The sequence below is a fragment of the Brevundimonas sp. genome, assembly GCF_004210735.1.
Lineage (GTDB): Bacteria > Pseudomonadota > Alphaproteobacteria > Caulobacterales > Caulobacteraceae > Brevundimonas.
Genome location: NZ_SDZL01000036.1, coordinates 15,442 through 29,556, shown reverse-complemented (window position 1 = coordinate 29,556; position 14,115 = coordinate 15,442). Strand labels below are relative to the sequence as shown.

18 protein-coding genes are annotated in these 14,115 nt (G+C 70.4%); 13 read left to right on the top strand and 5 right to left on the bottom strand.

Going from position 1 to position 14,115, the window contains the following annotated elements:
- Positions 1-93 precede the first annotated feature (93 nt).
- Together EON91_RS09585 and EON91_RS09580 are read right to left on the bottom strand one after the other, a co-directional pair.
- Positions 94-531, bottom strand: a complete 438-nt coding sequence (locus EON91_RS09585) for a GreA/GreB family elongation factor (protein ID WP_292093945.1) — start codon at positions 529-531, stop codon at positions 94-96.
- 428 nt (positions 532-959) lie between these two features.
- A complete protein-coding gene (locus EON91_RS09580) occupies positions 960-1,250 on the bottom strand; it encodes a hypothetical protein (protein ID WP_292093943.1) in 291 nt (96 codons plus the stop codon).
- Here EON91_RS09580 and folP point away from each other — a divergent pair.
- A complete protein-coding gene (gene folP, locus EON91_RS09575; RefSeq protein ID WP_292093941.1) occupies positions 1,242-2,063 on the top strand; it encodes a dihydropteroate synthase in 822 nt (273 codons plus the stop codon). The genes EON91_RS09580 and folP overlap by 9 nt on opposite strands.
- Here the strand turns inward: folP and EON91_RS09570 are convergent.
- Positions 2,060-2,365, bottom strand: coding sequence for a hypothetical protein (locus EON91_RS09570; RefSeq protein WP_292093940.1), 306 nt, complete (start codon positions 2,363-2,365; stop codon positions 2,060-2,062). The genes folP and EON91_RS09570 overlap by 4 nt on opposite strands.
- A 142-nt stretch (positions 2,366-2,507) precedes the next feature.
- Between EON91_RS09570 and EON91_RS09565 the strand changes: the two genes are divergently transcribed.
- Genes EON91_RS09565 through EON91_RS09550 form a run of 4 tightly spaced genes read left to right on the top strand, consistent with a single transcriptional unit; the run spans position 2,508 to position 4,911 of the window.
- Positions 2,508-2,849, top strand: coding sequence for an SMR family transporter (locus EON91_RS09565; RefSeq protein ID WP_292093953.1), 342 nt, complete (start codon positions 2,508-2,510; stop codon positions 2,847-2,849).
- On the top strand, positions 2,849-3,700 hold the full coding sequence (gene thiD / locus EON91_RS09560; protein WP_292093938.1) for a bifunctional hydroxymethylpyrimidine kinase/phosphomethylpyrimidine kinase: 852 nt from the start codon (positions 2,849-2,851) through the stop codon (positions 3,698-3,700). Before EON91_RS09565 ends, thiD begins: the two co-directional genes overlap by 1 nt.
- Before the next feature lie 54 nt (positions 3,701-3,754).
- Positions 3,755-4,342, top strand: a complete 588-nt coding sequence (locus EON91_RS09555) for a nucleotidyltransferase family protein (RefSeq protein WP_292093936.1) — start codon at positions 3,755-3,757, stop codon at positions 4,340-4,342.
- Positions 4,339-4,911, top strand: coding sequence for a nucleotidyltransferase family protein (locus EON91_RS09550; RefSeq protein WP_292093934.1), 573 nt, complete (start codon positions 4,339-4,341; stop codon positions 4,909-4,911). Before EON91_RS09555 ends, EON91_RS09550 begins: the two co-directional genes overlap by 4 nt.
- Positions 4,912-4,923: 12 nt before the next feature.
- Here EON91_RS09550 and EON91_RS09545 read toward each other — a convergent pair whose 3' ends face one another.
- Together EON91_RS09545 and EON91_RS09540 are read right to left on the bottom strand one after the other, a co-directional pair.
- Positions 4,924-5,424: a hypothetical protein gene (locus EON91_RS09545; protein ID WP_292093933.1), complete on the bottom strand. Its 501-nt coding sequence runs from the start codon at positions 5,422-5,424 to the stop codon at positions 4,924-4,926.
- A gap of 159 nt (positions 5,425-5,583) precedes the next feature.
- On the bottom strand, positions 5,584-5,961 hold the full coding sequence (locus EON91_RS09540; RefSeq protein ID WP_366250262.1) for a hypothetical protein: 378 nt from the start codon (positions 5,959-5,961) through the stop codon (positions 5,584-5,586).
- A gap of 251 nt (positions 5,962-6,212) precedes the next feature.
- On the opposite strand from EON91_RS09540, the gene EON91_RS09535 reads away from it, so the two are divergent.
- The 8 genes from EON91_RS09535 to EON91_RS09500 all read left to right on the top strand — a co-directional run bounded on the left by EON91_RS09535 (position 6,213) and on the right by EON91_RS09500 (position 14,091).
- Entirely contained in the window at positions 6,213-6,551 is a 339-nt protein-coding gene (locus tag EON91_RS09535; protein ID WP_292093931.1) for a hypothetical protein, read from the top strand.
- Positions 6,552-7,232 (top strand): response regulator transcription factor, encoded by a 681-nt coding sequence (locus tag EON91_RS09530; protein ID WP_292093929.1) that lies wholly within the window; start codon positions 6,552-6,554, stop codon positions 7,230-7,232.
- A gap of 10 nt (positions 7,233-7,242) precedes the next feature.
- Entirely contained in the window at positions 7,243-8,688 is a 1,446-nt protein-coding gene (locus tag EON91_RS09525) for a sensor histidine kinase (RefSeq protein ID WP_292093927.1), read from the top strand.
- 93 nt (positions 8,689-8,781) lie between these two features.
- Entirely contained in the window at positions 8,782-10,137 is a 1,356-nt protein-coding gene (locus EON91_RS09520) for a hypothetical protein (RefSeq protein ID WP_292093925.1), read from the top strand.
- Positions 10,138-10,156: 19 nt separating this feature from the next.
- On the top strand, positions 10,157-11,011 hold the full coding sequence (ccmI, locus tag EON91_RS09515; protein WP_292093923.1) for a c-type cytochrome biogenesis protein CcmI: 855 nt from the start codon (positions 10,157-10,159) through the stop codon (positions 11,009-11,011).
- A gap of 67 nt (positions 11,012-11,078) precedes the next feature.
- The gene (gene ccmE / locus EON91_RS09510; protein WP_292093920.1) at positions 11,079-11,588 is read left to right on the top strand and encodes a cytochrome c maturation protein CcmE; all 510 of its coding nucleotides are present in this window, start codon (positions 11,079-11,081) and stop codon (positions 11,586-11,588) included.
- Positions 11,585-13,597, top strand: a complete 2,013-nt coding sequence (locus tag EON91_RS09505; RefSeq protein WP_292093918.1) for a heme lyase CcmF/NrfE family subunit — start codon at positions 11,585-11,587, stop codon at positions 13,595-13,597. The genes ccmE and EON91_RS09505 overlap by 4 nt, the downstream gene beginning before the upstream one ends.
- The gene (locus EON91_RS09500) at positions 13,594-14,091 is read left to right on the top strand and encodes a cytochrome c-type biogenesis protein (RefSeq protein ID WP_292093916.1); all 498 of its coding nucleotides are present in this window, start codon (positions 13,594-13,596) and stop codon (positions 14,089-14,091) included. The genes EON91_RS09505 and EON91_RS09500 overlap by 4 nt, the downstream gene beginning before the upstream one ends.
- Positions 14,092-14,115: the final 24 nt, after the last annotated feature.

Genomic DNA, 14,115 nt, shown 5'->3' with positions numbered 1-14,115 from the left:
CACTGCGTGGTCCCCCTCCCCCGTGAACGGGGGAGGATTGAGGGGGGCGGATGCTCAGCCTTGCCCTCCCCACCGGGCTTCAGCCTGACGGCCTCAGCCACCCTCCCCATGAAGGGGAGGGAGAAGGTCCGCGTCCTCGACCAGCACGGGGGTCAGGCGGCGCACGACGCCCGCCGGGTCGGGCCAGGCGATGGACTGGCCCTCGGTCAGGCCGATCAGGCCCGCGCCGACGTGCGACAGGATCGAGATTCGGCCGGTGTCGATGTCCGCCTCGCGCGGCATGACGATCTGGACGCGGCGCGTCTCGGGGTGGCGGTCGTCGACATAGTGCAGCCAGCGGTTCAGCGTCACCGCCGTCTTGGGCAGGTCGATGTCGTCGCACACTTCGGCGCGGTCCAGCTCCTGTTGCAGCAGGGCGGCGGGGCCTTCGCCCGGCAGGTCGCCGACCAGGCGATCCAGGGCGTCGAAATCCTGACGGCTCAGGACGATGGCGGGCAGGGCGTCGGGGACGCGGGCGGAAGCGGTCTTCATGGGATTATCTCTTGGTATGGGCTGAGAGGGTCAGGCGGCCGAAGGGCCGTCGCCGTCGTCAGGCGGAGCCGGCGTCGCCACGGGCGACGGTCGGCGGAAAGGCAGAATCTCGGCGCCGGGCCGCGCCGGCGCACAGGCGCAGGCGTCGGGCGCGCAAACGGGGCAGGGAGACGGGTCGTGGGTCATGACGCGCATGTCGGCCGACGCAGCCGAAAGGCGGCGTTGGCATCCTGAACAGTGGGAAGATGGACGTGAGGCGAAGCACGGCGGCCCGGAGCGGGCGACGGCGTTCGACCGACCGCTCCGGGTTAAGCGCCTTCGACGCGGCGACCCGCGTGGGTGAGGCGTCGAGCCTGGCTGACGAAACGTTCCATAGTCCCTAGAAGCTGGGGCCGGGCGCCGCGAAAGTCAAACCGGCCGCCGCATTGTCATCCTTCGTCGAGCTCGTAAGTGCCCTCGTCATAGAGGTAGAGGGTGACTTCGTCGGGATAGGCATTGGCCCACGCCAAGGCACCGGTCACAGATAGCCCTCTTCGGACGGCATATGTATCGCCGAGCGCGATCGAAGCGGCGCTGTCAGCATTGTCGTGCAACGCGCCGTCGGCGGGTTGCTGATTATCGTGCCAGGTTGCTTCTGCTACGGCATCAATCTTCCGCCAGCGATGCAGATGGGTCCGGCGATCAAGAATGTTCGTGATCATGGAGTAACGATGACGCATCACATCCCCCTTGTCATGGGCATCGTCAACGTCACGCCCGACAGCTTTTCCGACGGCGGGCGGCATGCGACGCGCGAGGCGGCGCTGGCGCATGCGATGCGGCTGATCGACCAGGGCGCGGACGTGCTGGACATCGGCGGCGAGAGCACCCGGCCGGGCGCCGCGCCGGTGGGCGAGGACGAGGAGATCGCGCGCACCATGCCGGTCGTGGCCGCCATCCGCGCGTGCTGGAGCGGTCCTGTGGCCATCGACACGATGAAGCCGGGCGTGGCCCGCGCCGCCGTGGCCGCCGGGGCGACGATGTGGAACGACGTCAGCGCCCTGAGCCACGCGGCGGACAGCGCGGTGACGGCCGCCGAGCTGGGCTGTGACGTCATCCTGATGCACATGAAGGGCGAGCCGCGGACCATGCAGGACGCGCCCGCCTATGACGACGTGGTGGCCGAGGTGACGGCTGAACTGGCGGCCCGGGCGGATGCGGCCATGGCGGCGGGCGTGGCGCGCGAGCGGATCTGGCTGGACCCCGGCATCGGCTTCGGCAAGACGACCGACCACAACCTGGCCCTGACGGCGCATCTGGATCGGCTGATCGCGCTGGGCTTTCCGGTGCTGTACGCCGCCAGCCGCAAGCGCACGATCCAGGGCGTCGATCCCGCCGCGATCGACCCAGCCGACCGACTGGGCGGCTCGCTGGCCCTGGCGCTGGAAGGCGCCCGCCACGGCGCCCGCATGATCCGCGTCCACGACGTGCGCGAAACGGTTCAGGCGCTGAAGGTGCAGGCGGCGCTGGCCGCCGCTTGCAGCCGGCCTTAGCGGCTGGCCGCCTTGGGGACGGAGACCAGGACGACGCCTTCGAACTGACCCACCACACGGCCGACGGCGAGGACGCGGGGGTCGCTCATGGCGTCGGAGGGGCAGCCCAGCAGATCGGCCCCGTCGTCCAGCAGCTCCGAAGTGGGCAGGGTCGCGCCCAGCAGGCGGCAGGGGCCGTTCGGATAGGGATAACCCTCGCTCATCAGCTTCGTCCCCTCGGGTACGGCCGGCCGCGTCGCTGTCGGCGCGGTGGCGCAGGCCGACAGCAGGATCAGGCTCGAAAAGGCGATGAAGTGGCGCATGACGGGTCTCGCTGTGTCTCAGCTGTGCAGTTTGACCGACCGGGCGCGCGGGGTCGAGCCCCCGCCGCCTGTTATCGCCGACGGGCGGCTCCTGATCGGCAAAGCGGTTGCCCCGCCGCCGGGCTTGGGCCATGCAGCGGCCATGTCCTGGCTTCTCTCCGTCAATCCGTGGCTGACCCTGGTGGTGGCTGGTCTTTTCGAGGTCATGTGGGCCTCGGGCGTGAAATATGTCGGGCCGCAGCGACCGCTGATCTCGCTGGGCGTGGCGGTGGCGCTGGCGGCCAGCATGGTGGGCCTGTGGGCGGCGACGCAGAAGCTGCCGGTGGGCACGGCCTATGCGGTGTGGACCGGTATCGGCGCCGTGGGCGCGGCGGTGGTCGGGGTGGCGATCTATGGCGAGCCGGCGACCGCGCTGCGGGCGGTATGCATCCTGCTGATCGTGGCGGGCATCGTCGGGCTGAAGCTGTTCTCGGGCGCGCACTGATGGCCAGCGCGGACACCCCTCAAGCAGCGAGCGACCGCGTCGCGAGCGATAGAGACACTAAAAAAGGCCGCGTACTAATTCTGGCCGGCTCCGACTCCGGCGGGGGCGCGGGTATCCAGGCCGATATCAAGGCGGTGACCATGCTGGGCGGGTTCGCCGCCACGGCGATCACGGCGATCACGGTGCAGAACACCCTGGGCGTCCACGGCGTCTATCCGATCCCGCTGGAGGTGATCGAGGCGCAGGCGAAGGCGGTGCTGGACGATATCGGCGCGGACGCGCTGAAGACCGGCATGTTGGGCTCGGTCGCGGTGGTCGAGACGGTGGCGGCGCTGATCGACTATGCGGGCGGCGTGCCCGCGGTGGTCGATCCGGTGATGATCGCCAAGGGCGGCTCGCCCCTGCTGGAGGATCGAGCGGTCGAGGCGGTGCGGCGGCTGATGATCCCGCGCGCGACGCTGCTGACCCCCAATGCGCCCGAGGCCGAGGCCCTGACCGGCCTGACGGTCGCCGATCTGGACGGCCAGCGACGGGCGGGCAAGGCGTTGCTGGCGCTGGGCGCCAAGGCGGTGCTGATGAAGGGCGGGCATGTGCCGGGCGAGACGGTGATCGACCTGCTGCTGACCGCCGACGGCGAGACGGTGCTGGAGAGCGAGCGGATCGACACCCGCCACACCCACGGCACCGGCTGCACCCTGGCCAGCGCGTGCGCCGCGGGGATCGCCAGGGGCCTGCCCTTGCCGGTCGCGGTGGCCGAGGCCTGGGCCTATGTCGCCGAGGCGATCCGCCGTGCGCCGGGCCTGGGCGCCGGCCACGGCCCGCTGGACCACGGCTGGCCGATCCGGGGCTGACGATCAGGTTCTTGCGGTTTTGACAGCGTCGGGAATCGTCGTTGAACGACGCTCATGTCGACCGAAGCCCGCCTTGCCGAGATCATCCGCGCCAGTCCGCGCATGATGACGGTGATGCGCGCGATCCGGGGCGAGCGCCTGCCGCAGTGGCGGATTTTCGCCGGCGCCGTGTACCAGACCGCGTGGAATGGACTGACCGGCCGCGATCCCGACCACGGGGTGCGCGACTATGACGTCATCTATTTCGATCCCGATCCGTCGTGGGACGCCGAGGATGCGGTCATCCGACGCGTCGCGGCGGCCTTGCCCGATGATCTGCGGGGGGCGGTCGAGGTGCGCAACCAGTCGCGGGTGCACCTGTGGTTTCCACAGAAATTCGGACGGCCCTATGCGCCGCTGACCCACGCCGACGACGCCCTGTCGCGGGCGGTGGCGACGGTCCACGCCCTGGGCGTGCGGCTGGAGGATGACGATACGATCTCGGTCGCCGCGCCGCTGGGGATGGATGACCTGTTCGCCCTGCGGTTCCGGGCCGGGCCGGGCGGATTCGACCCGGCCGTGGTCGCCGCCAAGGCCGGGGCGGCGCGCGCCCGCTGGCCCGAAGTCACCATCGATGCCACGCCCTGGACGCCCGCCCCATGACCGATCTCGAAGCCGAACTGACCGATCTGGTGCGCGCCGATCCGGCGTTGATGCATGTGCTGACGACGATGCGGGGGCTGGACCTGCCCGACTGGCGGTTGTTTTCGGGCGCGATCTATCAGGCGGTGTGGAACGCCCGGACGGGGCGACCTGTCGGCTATGGGATCAAGGACTATGACATCGGCTATTTCGACCCGAACACCAGCTGGGACGCCGAGGATGTGTTCATCAAGCGCGTCGCCGCCGCCTTTGACCCGTCGTTCCGCGACATGGTCGAGGTGCGCAACCAGGCGCGGGTGCATCTGTGGTTCGAGGGGCGTTTCGGGGAGCCGTATGAGCCGCTGCCCGACACGGACACGGCGCTGTCCCGCTTTGTCGCGCCCTGCTTCGCCGTGGGGGTGCGGCTGGAGGCGGACGATACGATCAGCGTCGTCGCGCCGTTCGGGCTGGAGGATGTGTTCAGCCTGACCATCCGCCCCAATCCGAACCGGCCGGTGGCCAAGGGCTGGGACAAGGCGATCGCCAGCGCCCGCGCCCGCTGGCCGGAGGTGACCGTCATTGGAGCCTGATCGCGGGCCTGCCTACTTTGGCTGTTGAAGCTGCTTCAACGTCCAGTGCTTTGCACCGAGTTCCTGGAAGCTTGGGTCAAAGGTGATCCCGGCTTCCATGAGATCGAACTCATCGTCGATTTCATAGAAGACATCGAGCACGCCATCATAGCCGGGAAGGTCGTGGCACTCCGAGGCGAGCAGCATGGCCTCCCTCGCCTCCGACTTCGGGTCGGCTCCGTTTTCAATGGCCGCAACGATCTGAGATCGCATCAGCCGTACGAGTTGCGGCTTATCAGTTGGATCGACGGACAGCTCTCGCAGGATCACATCGACAAGCGCGGCGGCCTCTTTCCACTCTTCGTCACGCAGGATGGCGAGTTCGACGACGGCGTCGGACGTCATTCCGAACGTGAGAAGATCGGATGCCCAGCGACGTTCGATATCGATGCCCAGGATGTCTTGGACGCGGTTTCGCAGAACCAGCTTGGCCCAAGGCGATCGAAGGGCGGGAGGGAGATCGACATCGTCCATTGCGGCAATTAAGGGCGAGATTCAGCGCGCATACAAGTCGTGGTTTGCCCGCGCTGAGGTGTTACAGGCGCTTGATCGGGCCATATGGAAAGGGCGCGACCCTTGCGGATCGCGCCCTTCGTTCAGGCCCCCGGTGAGGGGAGAGAGGGGCCCGCAGACTTACCAGCGACGGCCGTCGTTATCGCGACGCTCGTAGCGGACCTTGGCCGACAGGCGGTCGTAGCGGCGGTCCAGTTCGACGCGTTCCTGGCGATTGAGGCCATTGCGCGAGTACTGCATCTCCAACCGGACCAGGCTGTTCAGTTCGGCCTTGAGGCGCGACGCCTCGCGGTGGCTCAGCTGACGGCTGCGGACGCCCTGGTCGATGCGACGGTCCAGATTGTATTTGCGCTGGCTGATCGACTGCCAGCCGTTGTGCTGCTGCTGATAGGCCGGGCCGCGCGACGGGCCTTGATGGCCATAGGATTGGGCGGCGGCGGGGACGGCCATCGACACAGCGGCGACAGCCAGGACCGGGATCATCATCTTCTTCATCATGGGATGGCTCCTTGGTGACGACGCAAACCGGGGTGGCTGCGTTGATCCCAGATGACCACCCCACGGCTGAGCCCGAACTGAACAGAGCGCGTCAGTTTGCGTTCATCGGCATGAGAAGTTCGTCATGAATGGTCGAGGCCGCCCATCCTCATCCCCCCTGCACGCGCGCGCGTCCCTTTCCCTCGTTGGGTGAACATCGCTAGACTGCGCGTTCAGCCGCTGTTCAGAGGCGGCCGCCTATGACCCGTTCCATGATGTCTATTCGAGCAATCCTGCTGGCCGGCCTGATCGCCATCGTCCCCGTAGCGGACGCGGCGGCGCAGTCGCGTGGCCGCGATCGCGATCAGGATCGTCGGGAGCAGTCCCGGGGCTATCCGGGTCAGGGCCTGCGCGATGACGATGGCGGCCGGTCGCAGCCGCGCGCCAGCGCCAGCGACGTGGTGCGCCGGGTTCAGGCGGGTCGTCAGGGCCGCATGCTGGGCGTCAGCTCGCGGGGTCCGGACTATGTGGTGCGCTGGGAATATCCCGGCGGCCGGGTGAGCGATATTCGCGTGGACGGCCAGACCGGTCGTGTGAGTGGAGAAGACTGAATGCGGGTTCTGCTTGTCGAGGATGACGCCGACCTGTCGCGCCAGCTGAAGCTGGCGCTGTCTGACGCCGGCTATGCGGTCGATCATGCCGCCGACGGCGAAGAGGCGCATTTCCTGGGCGACACCGAACCCTATGACGTGATCGTGCTGGACCTGGGCCTGCCCAAGATCGACGGTGTGTCGGTGCTGGAGCGCTGGCGCCGCGAGGGCAAGACCACGCCGGTGCTGATCCTGACGGCGCGCGGCGCCTGGTCGGACAAGGTGTCGGGCTTTGACGCCGGGGCCGACGACTATCTGACCAAGCCGTTCCACACCGAAGAACTGCTGGCGCGGTTGCGCGCCCTGCTGCGACGCTCGGCGGGCATCGCCTCGGCGACCCTGTCGTGCGGCGCCCTGCGTCTGGATCCGCGCGCGGCGCGGGCCAGCGTCGACGGCGAGCCGCTGCGCCTGACCAGCCTGGAATACCGGCTGCTGCACTATCTGATGATGCATCAGGGCCGGGTCATCAGCCGCACCGAACTGGTCGAGCACCTGTACGATCAGGATTTCGACCGCGACTCCAACACCATCGAGGTGTTCGTCGGCCGCCTGCGCAAGAAGATTGGCCCCGACCGGATCGAGACGGTGCGGGGGCTGGGCTATCGGCTGACGCCGCTGGCCGGCGAATCCGACCCCGCCTGACCCCGCCGCCATGACCACGCCGGGGGAGCAGGCCGTAACCGATCCGCGCCCGGCCTCGCCGGAGTGGGGCCGCTGGCTGGGCCGCCCCGGCCGGTCGCTGACCCGTCGCCTGATCTGGCTGGCCTCGGCGTGGATTCTGGTCGCCCTGGTGGTGACGGGTCTGGTCCTGACCTCGCTATTCCAGGAATCGGCGCTGCGCCGGCTGGGCAATGTCCTCAGCGACACCATCGACGAGGCCGTCATCGCCACCAGCGTGATGGACGACGGCCTGGTCGTCACGGGCGAGATCAAGGACGCTCGCACGCTGCGGCTGCTGTCGGGCAAATACTGGATGGTGGGCGAGACGGCCGGGGACGGGACGCTGCGGGTGCTGTCGCGCTCGCCGTCGCTGGGGCGGGATGCGCTGGTCATCCCGCACGACCTGCCCCCGCGCCTGACCGAGGTGACCGGCCAGATCGTCAGTTACAACGCCTTCGGGCCCAAGGACGAGCCGTTGCGCGTCGCGGCCAGCATGAAACAGCTGCCGGGTCGGACCGAGCCGCTGGTCTTCGTGGCCGCCATCGACCGCTCGAACATCGACGCCGACACGCGCCAGTTCGCCACCGTGACCTGGATCGTGCTGCTGCTGCTGGGCGCGGGGCTGGTGTCGGCGGTGTTCATCCAGGTGCAGATCGGCCTGCGTCCGCTGTATGACCTGCAGACCGAGATCGCCAATGTCCGCAAGGGCAAGGCGGCCCGGATCGAGCGGCGCTATCCGGTCGAGATCGCGCCCCTGGCCGAACAGGTGAACCACCTGCTGGACCACAATCAGGACGTGGTGGAGCGTCAGCGGACCCACGTCGGCAACCTGGCCCATGCGCTGAAGACGCCGCTGGCGGTGATGCTGGCCGAGGCGGGCGATGCGCCGGGCGGCCTGCCCGATCTGGTCCGCCGCCAGACCGAGGTGATGAAGGCCCAGGTCGACCACCACCTGCGCCGCGCCCGCGCCGCCGCGCGCGCCCAGGCGCTGGGCGAACGCACCCCCATCGGCGAGGCGCTGGACGAAATGGCGGTGATGCTGGAGCGGGTCTTCGCCTCCAAGGGGGTCGAGATCGACTGGCGCGCGCCCGACGACCTGGCCTTCCGGGGCGAGCGGCAGGATCTGCAGGAAATCCTGGGCAATCTGATGGAAAACGCCTGCAAATGGTCCACGCGCCGGGTGCGCGTCTCGGCCGGACCGACCGGGCTGGGCCAGATGGTGGTGGTGGTCGAGGACGACGGCCCCGGCCTGCCCGAGGATCAACGCGACGCGGCCCTGCAACGCGGAACCCGGATGGACGAGGCCACGCCTGGCACCGGCCTGGGCCTGTCGATCGTGGACGAGCTGGTGCGGGCCTATGGCGGCCGGCTGACGCTGGGCGCCAGCGACATGGGCGGGCTGAAGGCCCTGCTGGAGCTGCCCGCCGCCGAGGGCTGAAGCGGCGCTCAACCATGGATAGCGACTGTTAACCCTGATCGTGGCAAGGTGACGCTTTCTGCGCGCCCTTTGGCGCGCGTCGGCCTGAAGTGAATGACCGCGTTATCGGACACGCATCGCGCCGGGCTCGCCCGGATGCTGCGTCAGTGCTCCGATCGGGAGCTGAAGCGGCTGGGGCCTGCGGTGTCGCGCCTGCCGGGGCCCGAGGCGGCGGTCATGGGCCAGATGGTGCGCGACGAGGCCGACCATCGGCGTCGCCGCGATCTGGTGCTGGGGCCGCTGTTGCCGATGTTCGCCCCGCGCGAGGACGGGGTCGAGGGTCTGCATTTCCCCGCCGCCGTCCTGCCCGCCCTGTGGCGGGCTGCAACCGCGCGCGAGGCGCAATGGCTGGATCGTCTGGACGCCGAGGACCGCGACGCCGAACTGGTGGCCGGGCGCATCCGTCAGGCCGCCGCCACCCTGTTGCGCGACCGGCCGGACGACATCTGGTCGTCGTCGCTGGAGCCCGGGCGCCGCGAGGCGGGACTGGCCGAACTGGCGGGCTGTCTGGACCTGATGCATCTGGCGCGGCCGGGGGTCGAGGGGCTGCACGCCTGGGTGCGCCGCCCGGACGGCGACCAGGTGGCCGAGTTGCGGCTGCTGCTGCGCGATGCGGCGGTCATCGCCCCCGACGGCGCGCGGCGTCTGCTGGAGATATGGTTCGCCCATCTGAGCGACGCGCCGTTGATCCTGCGGGTTCTGGCCCACAGCGCCCAGGCGGCGGCGCGCGAGGCGTTCCTGAGCGAATCCGAGCTGGCCGACTTCGTCGAGCGGCTGCTGGCGGCGGTGGATCGCCGGGTGGCGCGGCTGGACGCCTTCCGGCCGGAGGAGGATCGCGCGGGGATCGAGACGCTGGGCATCGATCTGGCCTGGTGCGCCGGGGTGCTGGCGGAACTGGACCTGACGCTGAAGCTGCGACCGGGCAGCGCCTGGGGCCGCAATGTGCGCGACGCCCGCGCCCGTGTCGCCGACCGGCTGGCGGGCCTGATGCGGCTGGTGGAGCGGACGGTGGAGACGGTGCTGCCGACCGAACAGGTGCGACTGGTGGGGCGCATGACCCGCCCGGCGCCGCGTCTGGACATTCCGTCACGGGGTGACCCGATCGATATGGCCGAAGCCTTGCTGAAACTGCTGACGGCGGTGCGCGGCGTGACCTCGGCGTTCGGTTGCGAGTCCGAGCGGCGTCAACTGGTCGACCGGCTGACCGAGCGGCTGATGAGCCATGCCGACGCCGCGCTGGAGGCGCTGCACGCCGGGACCGGCCCGGACGGGCTGGCGCTGCTGGACCTGCTGGAGACCGTGGCCGGCTTCATGTCCGCGCTGCAGGCCGAGACGGCCGCACGCACGGTGCGGCGTCGCGCCGCTGCGGCGGCGCGTCCGGCGCCCAACCCCTCGCCCGAACCCGCCTGATCCGCTAGAGCGTCGGTCCATGATCGTGTTCTGGACCCTGACCGGCCTCGCCTCCGCCCTGGCGGGGCTACTGGTGCTGGCGGGCGCCCGTCGCGGCGCGGCCGTCGACCCGCAGGTCGCGGGCGGCGCCGGTCCGGCCGAGGCCGCCGACGAACTGGCCGAACTGGACCGGCTGAAGACGCGCGGCCTGATCGATGAAGACGCCTGGCGCGCCGCCCGCGCCGAGGCCGGACGCCGTATCCTGGCCGCGCAGGGGACCGAGAGCGCCGTCGCCGTCGCGCCGGTGGCCCGCGTCAGCGATCGTCGCTGGGTGCTGGGCGGGGTGGTCGTGGCCATCAACGGGGCGCTGGGCCTGTATGTTCTGACCGGCGCGCCGGGCCTGCCCGATCAGCCGTACGAAAAACGCGTCGCCGCATGGGGCGAGAGCCAGGAGCCGCTGGCCCCGATCCAGGTCGCGGCCGTCATCGACCGCGCGGCGAAAGACAATCCGGACGACCGTCGCTTGCTGACCATGCTGGGCGCCGCGCGCTTCCAGGCCGAGGATCCGATCGGTGCGGCCTCGGCCTTCCGCCGGGCGCTGGCGCTGGACGCCGAGGACGCCCAGACCTGGGCGCGGCTGGGTGAAAGCCTGGTGCGGGCCAATGACGGCACCATCGGCGCTGACGCCGAAGCCGCCTTCCACGAGGCGGTCAAGCGCGACCCGGGGCAGCTGGGCGCCCGCTATTTCCTGGGCGAGGCGGCGCTGCGGCGCGGTGACGCCGCCCAGCTGAACGCCCAGTGGGGCCCGTTGATCGCCGCGCTGGAGCCGGCCGATCCACGCAGGGCCGAGCTGCAGCGTCGTCTGGCGGCGGCCGGACCGGGTGTGGGCGGATGACGCGTTGGCCTGATCCCGCGCGGGCGGTATACGCCCGTCCTTCCTCCGTTCCCGGATCGACCCTGGCATGAGCTGGCTTCCGAAATCGCCGAAGGCGCGACGCCGCCTGTGGGTCGTCATGGCCGTGGCGCCGGTGCTGGCGCTGGCGGTCGGCCTGTCGCTGTGGGCGGCGCGGGACAGCGTGACCTTCTTCTATTCGCCATCGGAAGCGACGCCGGACAAGGCGCCGGCGGGACGCGACATCCGCCTGGGCGGGCTGGTCGAGGCGGGCAGCGTGCATCGCACGCCCGACGGAGCCGTCATCTTCACCGTCACCGACAACGCGGCCTCGACAAAGGTGCTGTATCGCGGCGATCTGCCCGACCTGTTCCGCGAGGGGCAGGGCATCGTCGCCCAGGGCGCGTTCGAGGCCGACCGCAGCTTCACCGCCCGTCAAGTGCTGGCCAAGCACGACGAGACCTATATGCCGCGCGAAGTCGCCGACCGCCTGAAGGAAAAGGGCGAGTGGCGGCCCGAGGCGGTAGCCTCCGCGCGCTCAAGCAGGCCGCAGGCCGATAGCGCCAGCGAACAATCATGATCGCCGAACTGGGGGCCTTTGCGCTGGCGCTGGCGCTGGCGCTGGCGGCCTTGCAGACCGGGCTGTCGGTCGCCGGGCGGCTGCGCAACAGCCCGGTGCTGGCGGGCGCGGGGCAGGGGGCGGCCATCGCCTCGGCCCTGGCGGTGGCGCTGGCGTTCGGCGCGCTGATCGTCGCCTTCGCCACCTCGGACTTCTCGGTCGCCAACGTCGCCGCCAACAGCCACACCGACAAGCCGATGCTGTACAAGGTCGCCGCCGCCTGGGGCAGCCACGAAGGCTCGCTGGTGCTGTGGTGTCTGGTGATGACCGCCTTCGGCGCGGTGCTGGCGCGGGCGTCCAACCTGCCGTTCGGGCTGAAGACCTCGGCCGTGGGGACGCAGGGCGCGCTGTCGCTGCTGTTCCTGGCCTTCGCCGTCTTCACCTCCAGCCCGTTCGAGCGGCTGGACCCGGCGCCGTTCCAGGGGATGTCGCTGAACCCCCTGTTGCAGGACCCGGCCCTGGCCTTCCACCCGCCGCTTCTCTACGCGGGCTATGTCGGGTTTTCGGTGTGCTTCTCGCTGGCGGTCGCGGCCCTGATCGAGGGGCGCGAAACGCGGCTGTCGTGGACCGCCTGGGGGCGTTGGGTGCGGCCTTGGGCGCTGGCCAGCTGGGCCTTTCTGACGGTCGGGATCACGTTGGGGTCGTTCTGGGCCTATTATGAGCTGGGCTGGGGCGGCTGGTGGTTCTGGGACCCGGTCGAGAACGCCAGCTTCCTGCCGTGGCTGGCGGGCGCGGCCCTGCTGCACAGCGCGGTGGTGACCGAGCGGCGCGGCGCGCTGGCGGGATGGACGGTCTTCCTGGCGCTGCTGGCGTTCAGCTTCTCGATGCTGGGGGCGTTTCTGGTGCGGTCGGGGGTGCTGACCAGCGTCCACGCCTTCGCCGTCGATCCGCAGCGCGGGTTGATGCTGCTGGCCATTCTGGGCGTGACGGCGGGCGCGGCCTTCGCCCTGTTCGCCTGGCGCGCGCCGACGCTGAAGAGCGGCGGTCTGTTCGCGCCGATCAGCCGCGAGGGCGCGCTGGTGCTGAACAATCTGTTCCTGACGGCGGCGGCGGGGACGGTGCTGCTGGGCACCCTGTATCCGCTGATCCTGGAGGCGGCGACGGGCCAGACCATCTCGGTCGGACCGCCGTGGTTCGCCCTGACGTTCAACCCGCTGATGATCATCGCCCTGATCATCCTGCCGGCCGGGCCGCTGCTGGCGTGGAAGCGGGGCGACCTGACCGGGGCGCTGCAACGGCTGGCGGTCGCGGCGGGTCTGGCGTTGGCGTTCGCCCTGGCCGGGTGGGCGCTGTTCGAGCCGAAGAAGGCGCTGGCGGCGGGTGGGCTGATGGTCGGGGCCTGGCTGATCCTGGGCGCGTTGGCCGAGACGGCCGAACGGGTGAAACTGTTCCGCGCGCCGGCGGCCGAGACGTTGCGCCGGGCGCGTGGGCTGCCGCTGGGCGCCTGGGGCATGACGCTGGCGCACGCGGGGCTGGGTGTCTTCGTGCTGGGCGCGGTGGTCGAGACCAGCTTCAAGGTCGAGGCGGTCGCGCCCCTGTCCATCGGGCAGGAGATGCGGGCCGGACCCTGGGCCGTGCGGCTGGATGATGTCGCCGTGGTCGAGGGCCCCAACTATATCGCCGAACAGGGCCGCCTGACCGTGCGTCCCGCCGAGGGTTCGGGCCGGGCGAAGACGGTCACGGCCGAGCGTCGTTTCTTCCCCGCCGGCGGCCAGACGACGACCGAGGTGGGCCTCGATTTCCGGGGTCTGGACGACGTCTATGTGGTCATGGGCGAGCGCCGCGCGGGCGAGCCGGGGACCGTGGCCACAGGTCAGGCGTGGACGGTGCGGACCTACTGGAATCCGTGGGCGCGACTGATCTTCCTGGGGCCGATGGTGATGGCGCTGGGCGGGCTTCTGTCGTTGCTGGACCGGCGGCTGCGTCTGGGCGTCGGCGCGGCGCGTCGGCGCAAGGCGGTCGCGGCATGAGGCGCGCCCTGCTGATCGCCGTGGCTGCGCTGGGCCTGATGGCGGCCGAGCCTGCGCCCACGCCGGACCGGCCGCTGGCCGACGCGGCGCAGGAGGCCCGGGCCAGGGCCCTGTTCCGCGACGTCCGCTGCGTCGTCTGCCAGCATGAGGCCATCGCCGACTCGCCCGCCGGGGTCGCCGCCGACATGCGCCGGCTGGTGCGTGAAGAGGTCGCGGCCGGGCGCACCGACGGCCAGATCCGCGACGATCTGGTGGCGCGCTATGGCGACTATGTGCTGTTCACCCCGCCGTTCCGGGCGGGCACCTGGCTGCTGTGGCTGGGCCCGGCGGCGCTGGTGTTGCTGGCGCTGGGGCTGATCCTGGGCCGCGCGCGCCGCCGGGCGAGCGAGGCCGCGCCGCTGTCGCCCGAGGAAGAGCGTCGGCTGGCGGATTATCTCCAGCCGGAAACAGTTCGCCCAACTCCGGACGCAACCTCGCCTCACGACGGTCGTTGACGCGGCACAACCATCGTCGCGTTG

Coding starts and splice junctions, on each gene's coding strand:
- EON91_RS09585 (WP_292093945.1), bottom strand. CDS start 531: ATGAAGACCGCTTCCGCCCGCGTCCCCGACGCCCTGCCCGCCATCGTC.
- folP (WP_292093941.1), top strand. CDS start 1,242: ATGACGCATCACATCCCCCTTGTCATGGGCATCGTCAACGTCACGCCC.
- EON91_RS09580 (WP_292093943.1), bottom strand. CDS start 1,250: ATGCGTCATCGTTACTCCATGATCACGAACATTCTTGATCGCCGGACC.
- EON91_RS09570 (WP_292093940.1), bottom strand. CDS start 2,365: ATGCGCCACTTCATCGCCTTTTCGAGCCTGATCCTGCTGTCGGCCTGC.
- EON91_RS09565 (WP_292093953.1), top strand. CDS start 2,508: ATGTCCTGGCTTCTCTCCGTCAATCCGTGGCTGACCCTGGTGGTGGCT.
- thiD (WP_292093938.1), top strand. CDS start 2,849: ATGGCCAGCGCGGACACCCCTCAAGCAGCGAGCGACCGCGTCGCGAGC.
- EON91_RS09555 (WP_292093936.1), top strand. CDS start 3,755: ATGTCGACCGAAGCCCGCCTTGCCGAGATCATCCGCGCCAGTCCGCGC.
- EON91_RS09550 (WP_292093934.1), top strand. CDS start 4,339: ATGACCGATCTCGAAGCCGAACTGACCGATCTGGTGCGCGCCGATCCG.
- EON91_RS09545 (WP_292093933.1), bottom strand. CDS start 5,424: ATGGACGATGTCGATCTCCCTCCCGCCCTTCGATCGCCTTGGGCCAAG.
- EON91_RS09540 (WP_366250262.1), bottom strand. CDS start 5,961: ATGATGAAGAAGATGATGATCCCGGTCCTGGCTGTCGCCGCTGTGTCG.
- EON91_RS09535 (WP_292093931.1), top strand. CDS start 6,213: ATGATGTCTATTCGAGCAATCCTGCTGGCCGGCCTGATCGCCATCGTC.
- EON91_RS09530 (WP_292093929.1), top strand. CDS start 6,552: ATGCGGGTTCTGCTTGTCGAGGATGACGCCGACCTGTCGCGCCAGCTG.
- EON91_RS09525 (WP_292093927.1), top strand. CDS start 7,243: ATGACCACGCCGGGGGAGCAGGCCGTAACCGATCCGCGCCCGGCCTCG.
- EON91_RS09520 (WP_292093925.1), top strand. CDS start 8,782: ATGACCGCGTTATCGGACACGCATCGCGCCGGGCTCGCCCGGATGCTG.
- ccmI (WP_292093923.1), top strand. CDS start 10,157: ATGATCGTGTTCTGGACCCTGACCGGCCTCGCCTCCGCCCTGGCGGGG.
- ccmE (WP_292093920.1), top strand. CDS start 11,079: ATGAGCTGGCTTCCGAAATCGCCGAAGGCGCGACGCCGCCTGTGGGTC.
- EON91_RS09505 (WP_292093918.1), top strand. CDS start 11,585: ATGATCGCCGAACTGGGGGCCTTTGCGCTGGCGCTGGCGCTGGCGCTG.
- EON91_RS09500 (WP_292093916.1), top strand. CDS start 13,594: ATGAGGCGCGCCCTGCTGATCGCCGTGGCTGCGCTGGGCCTGATGGCG.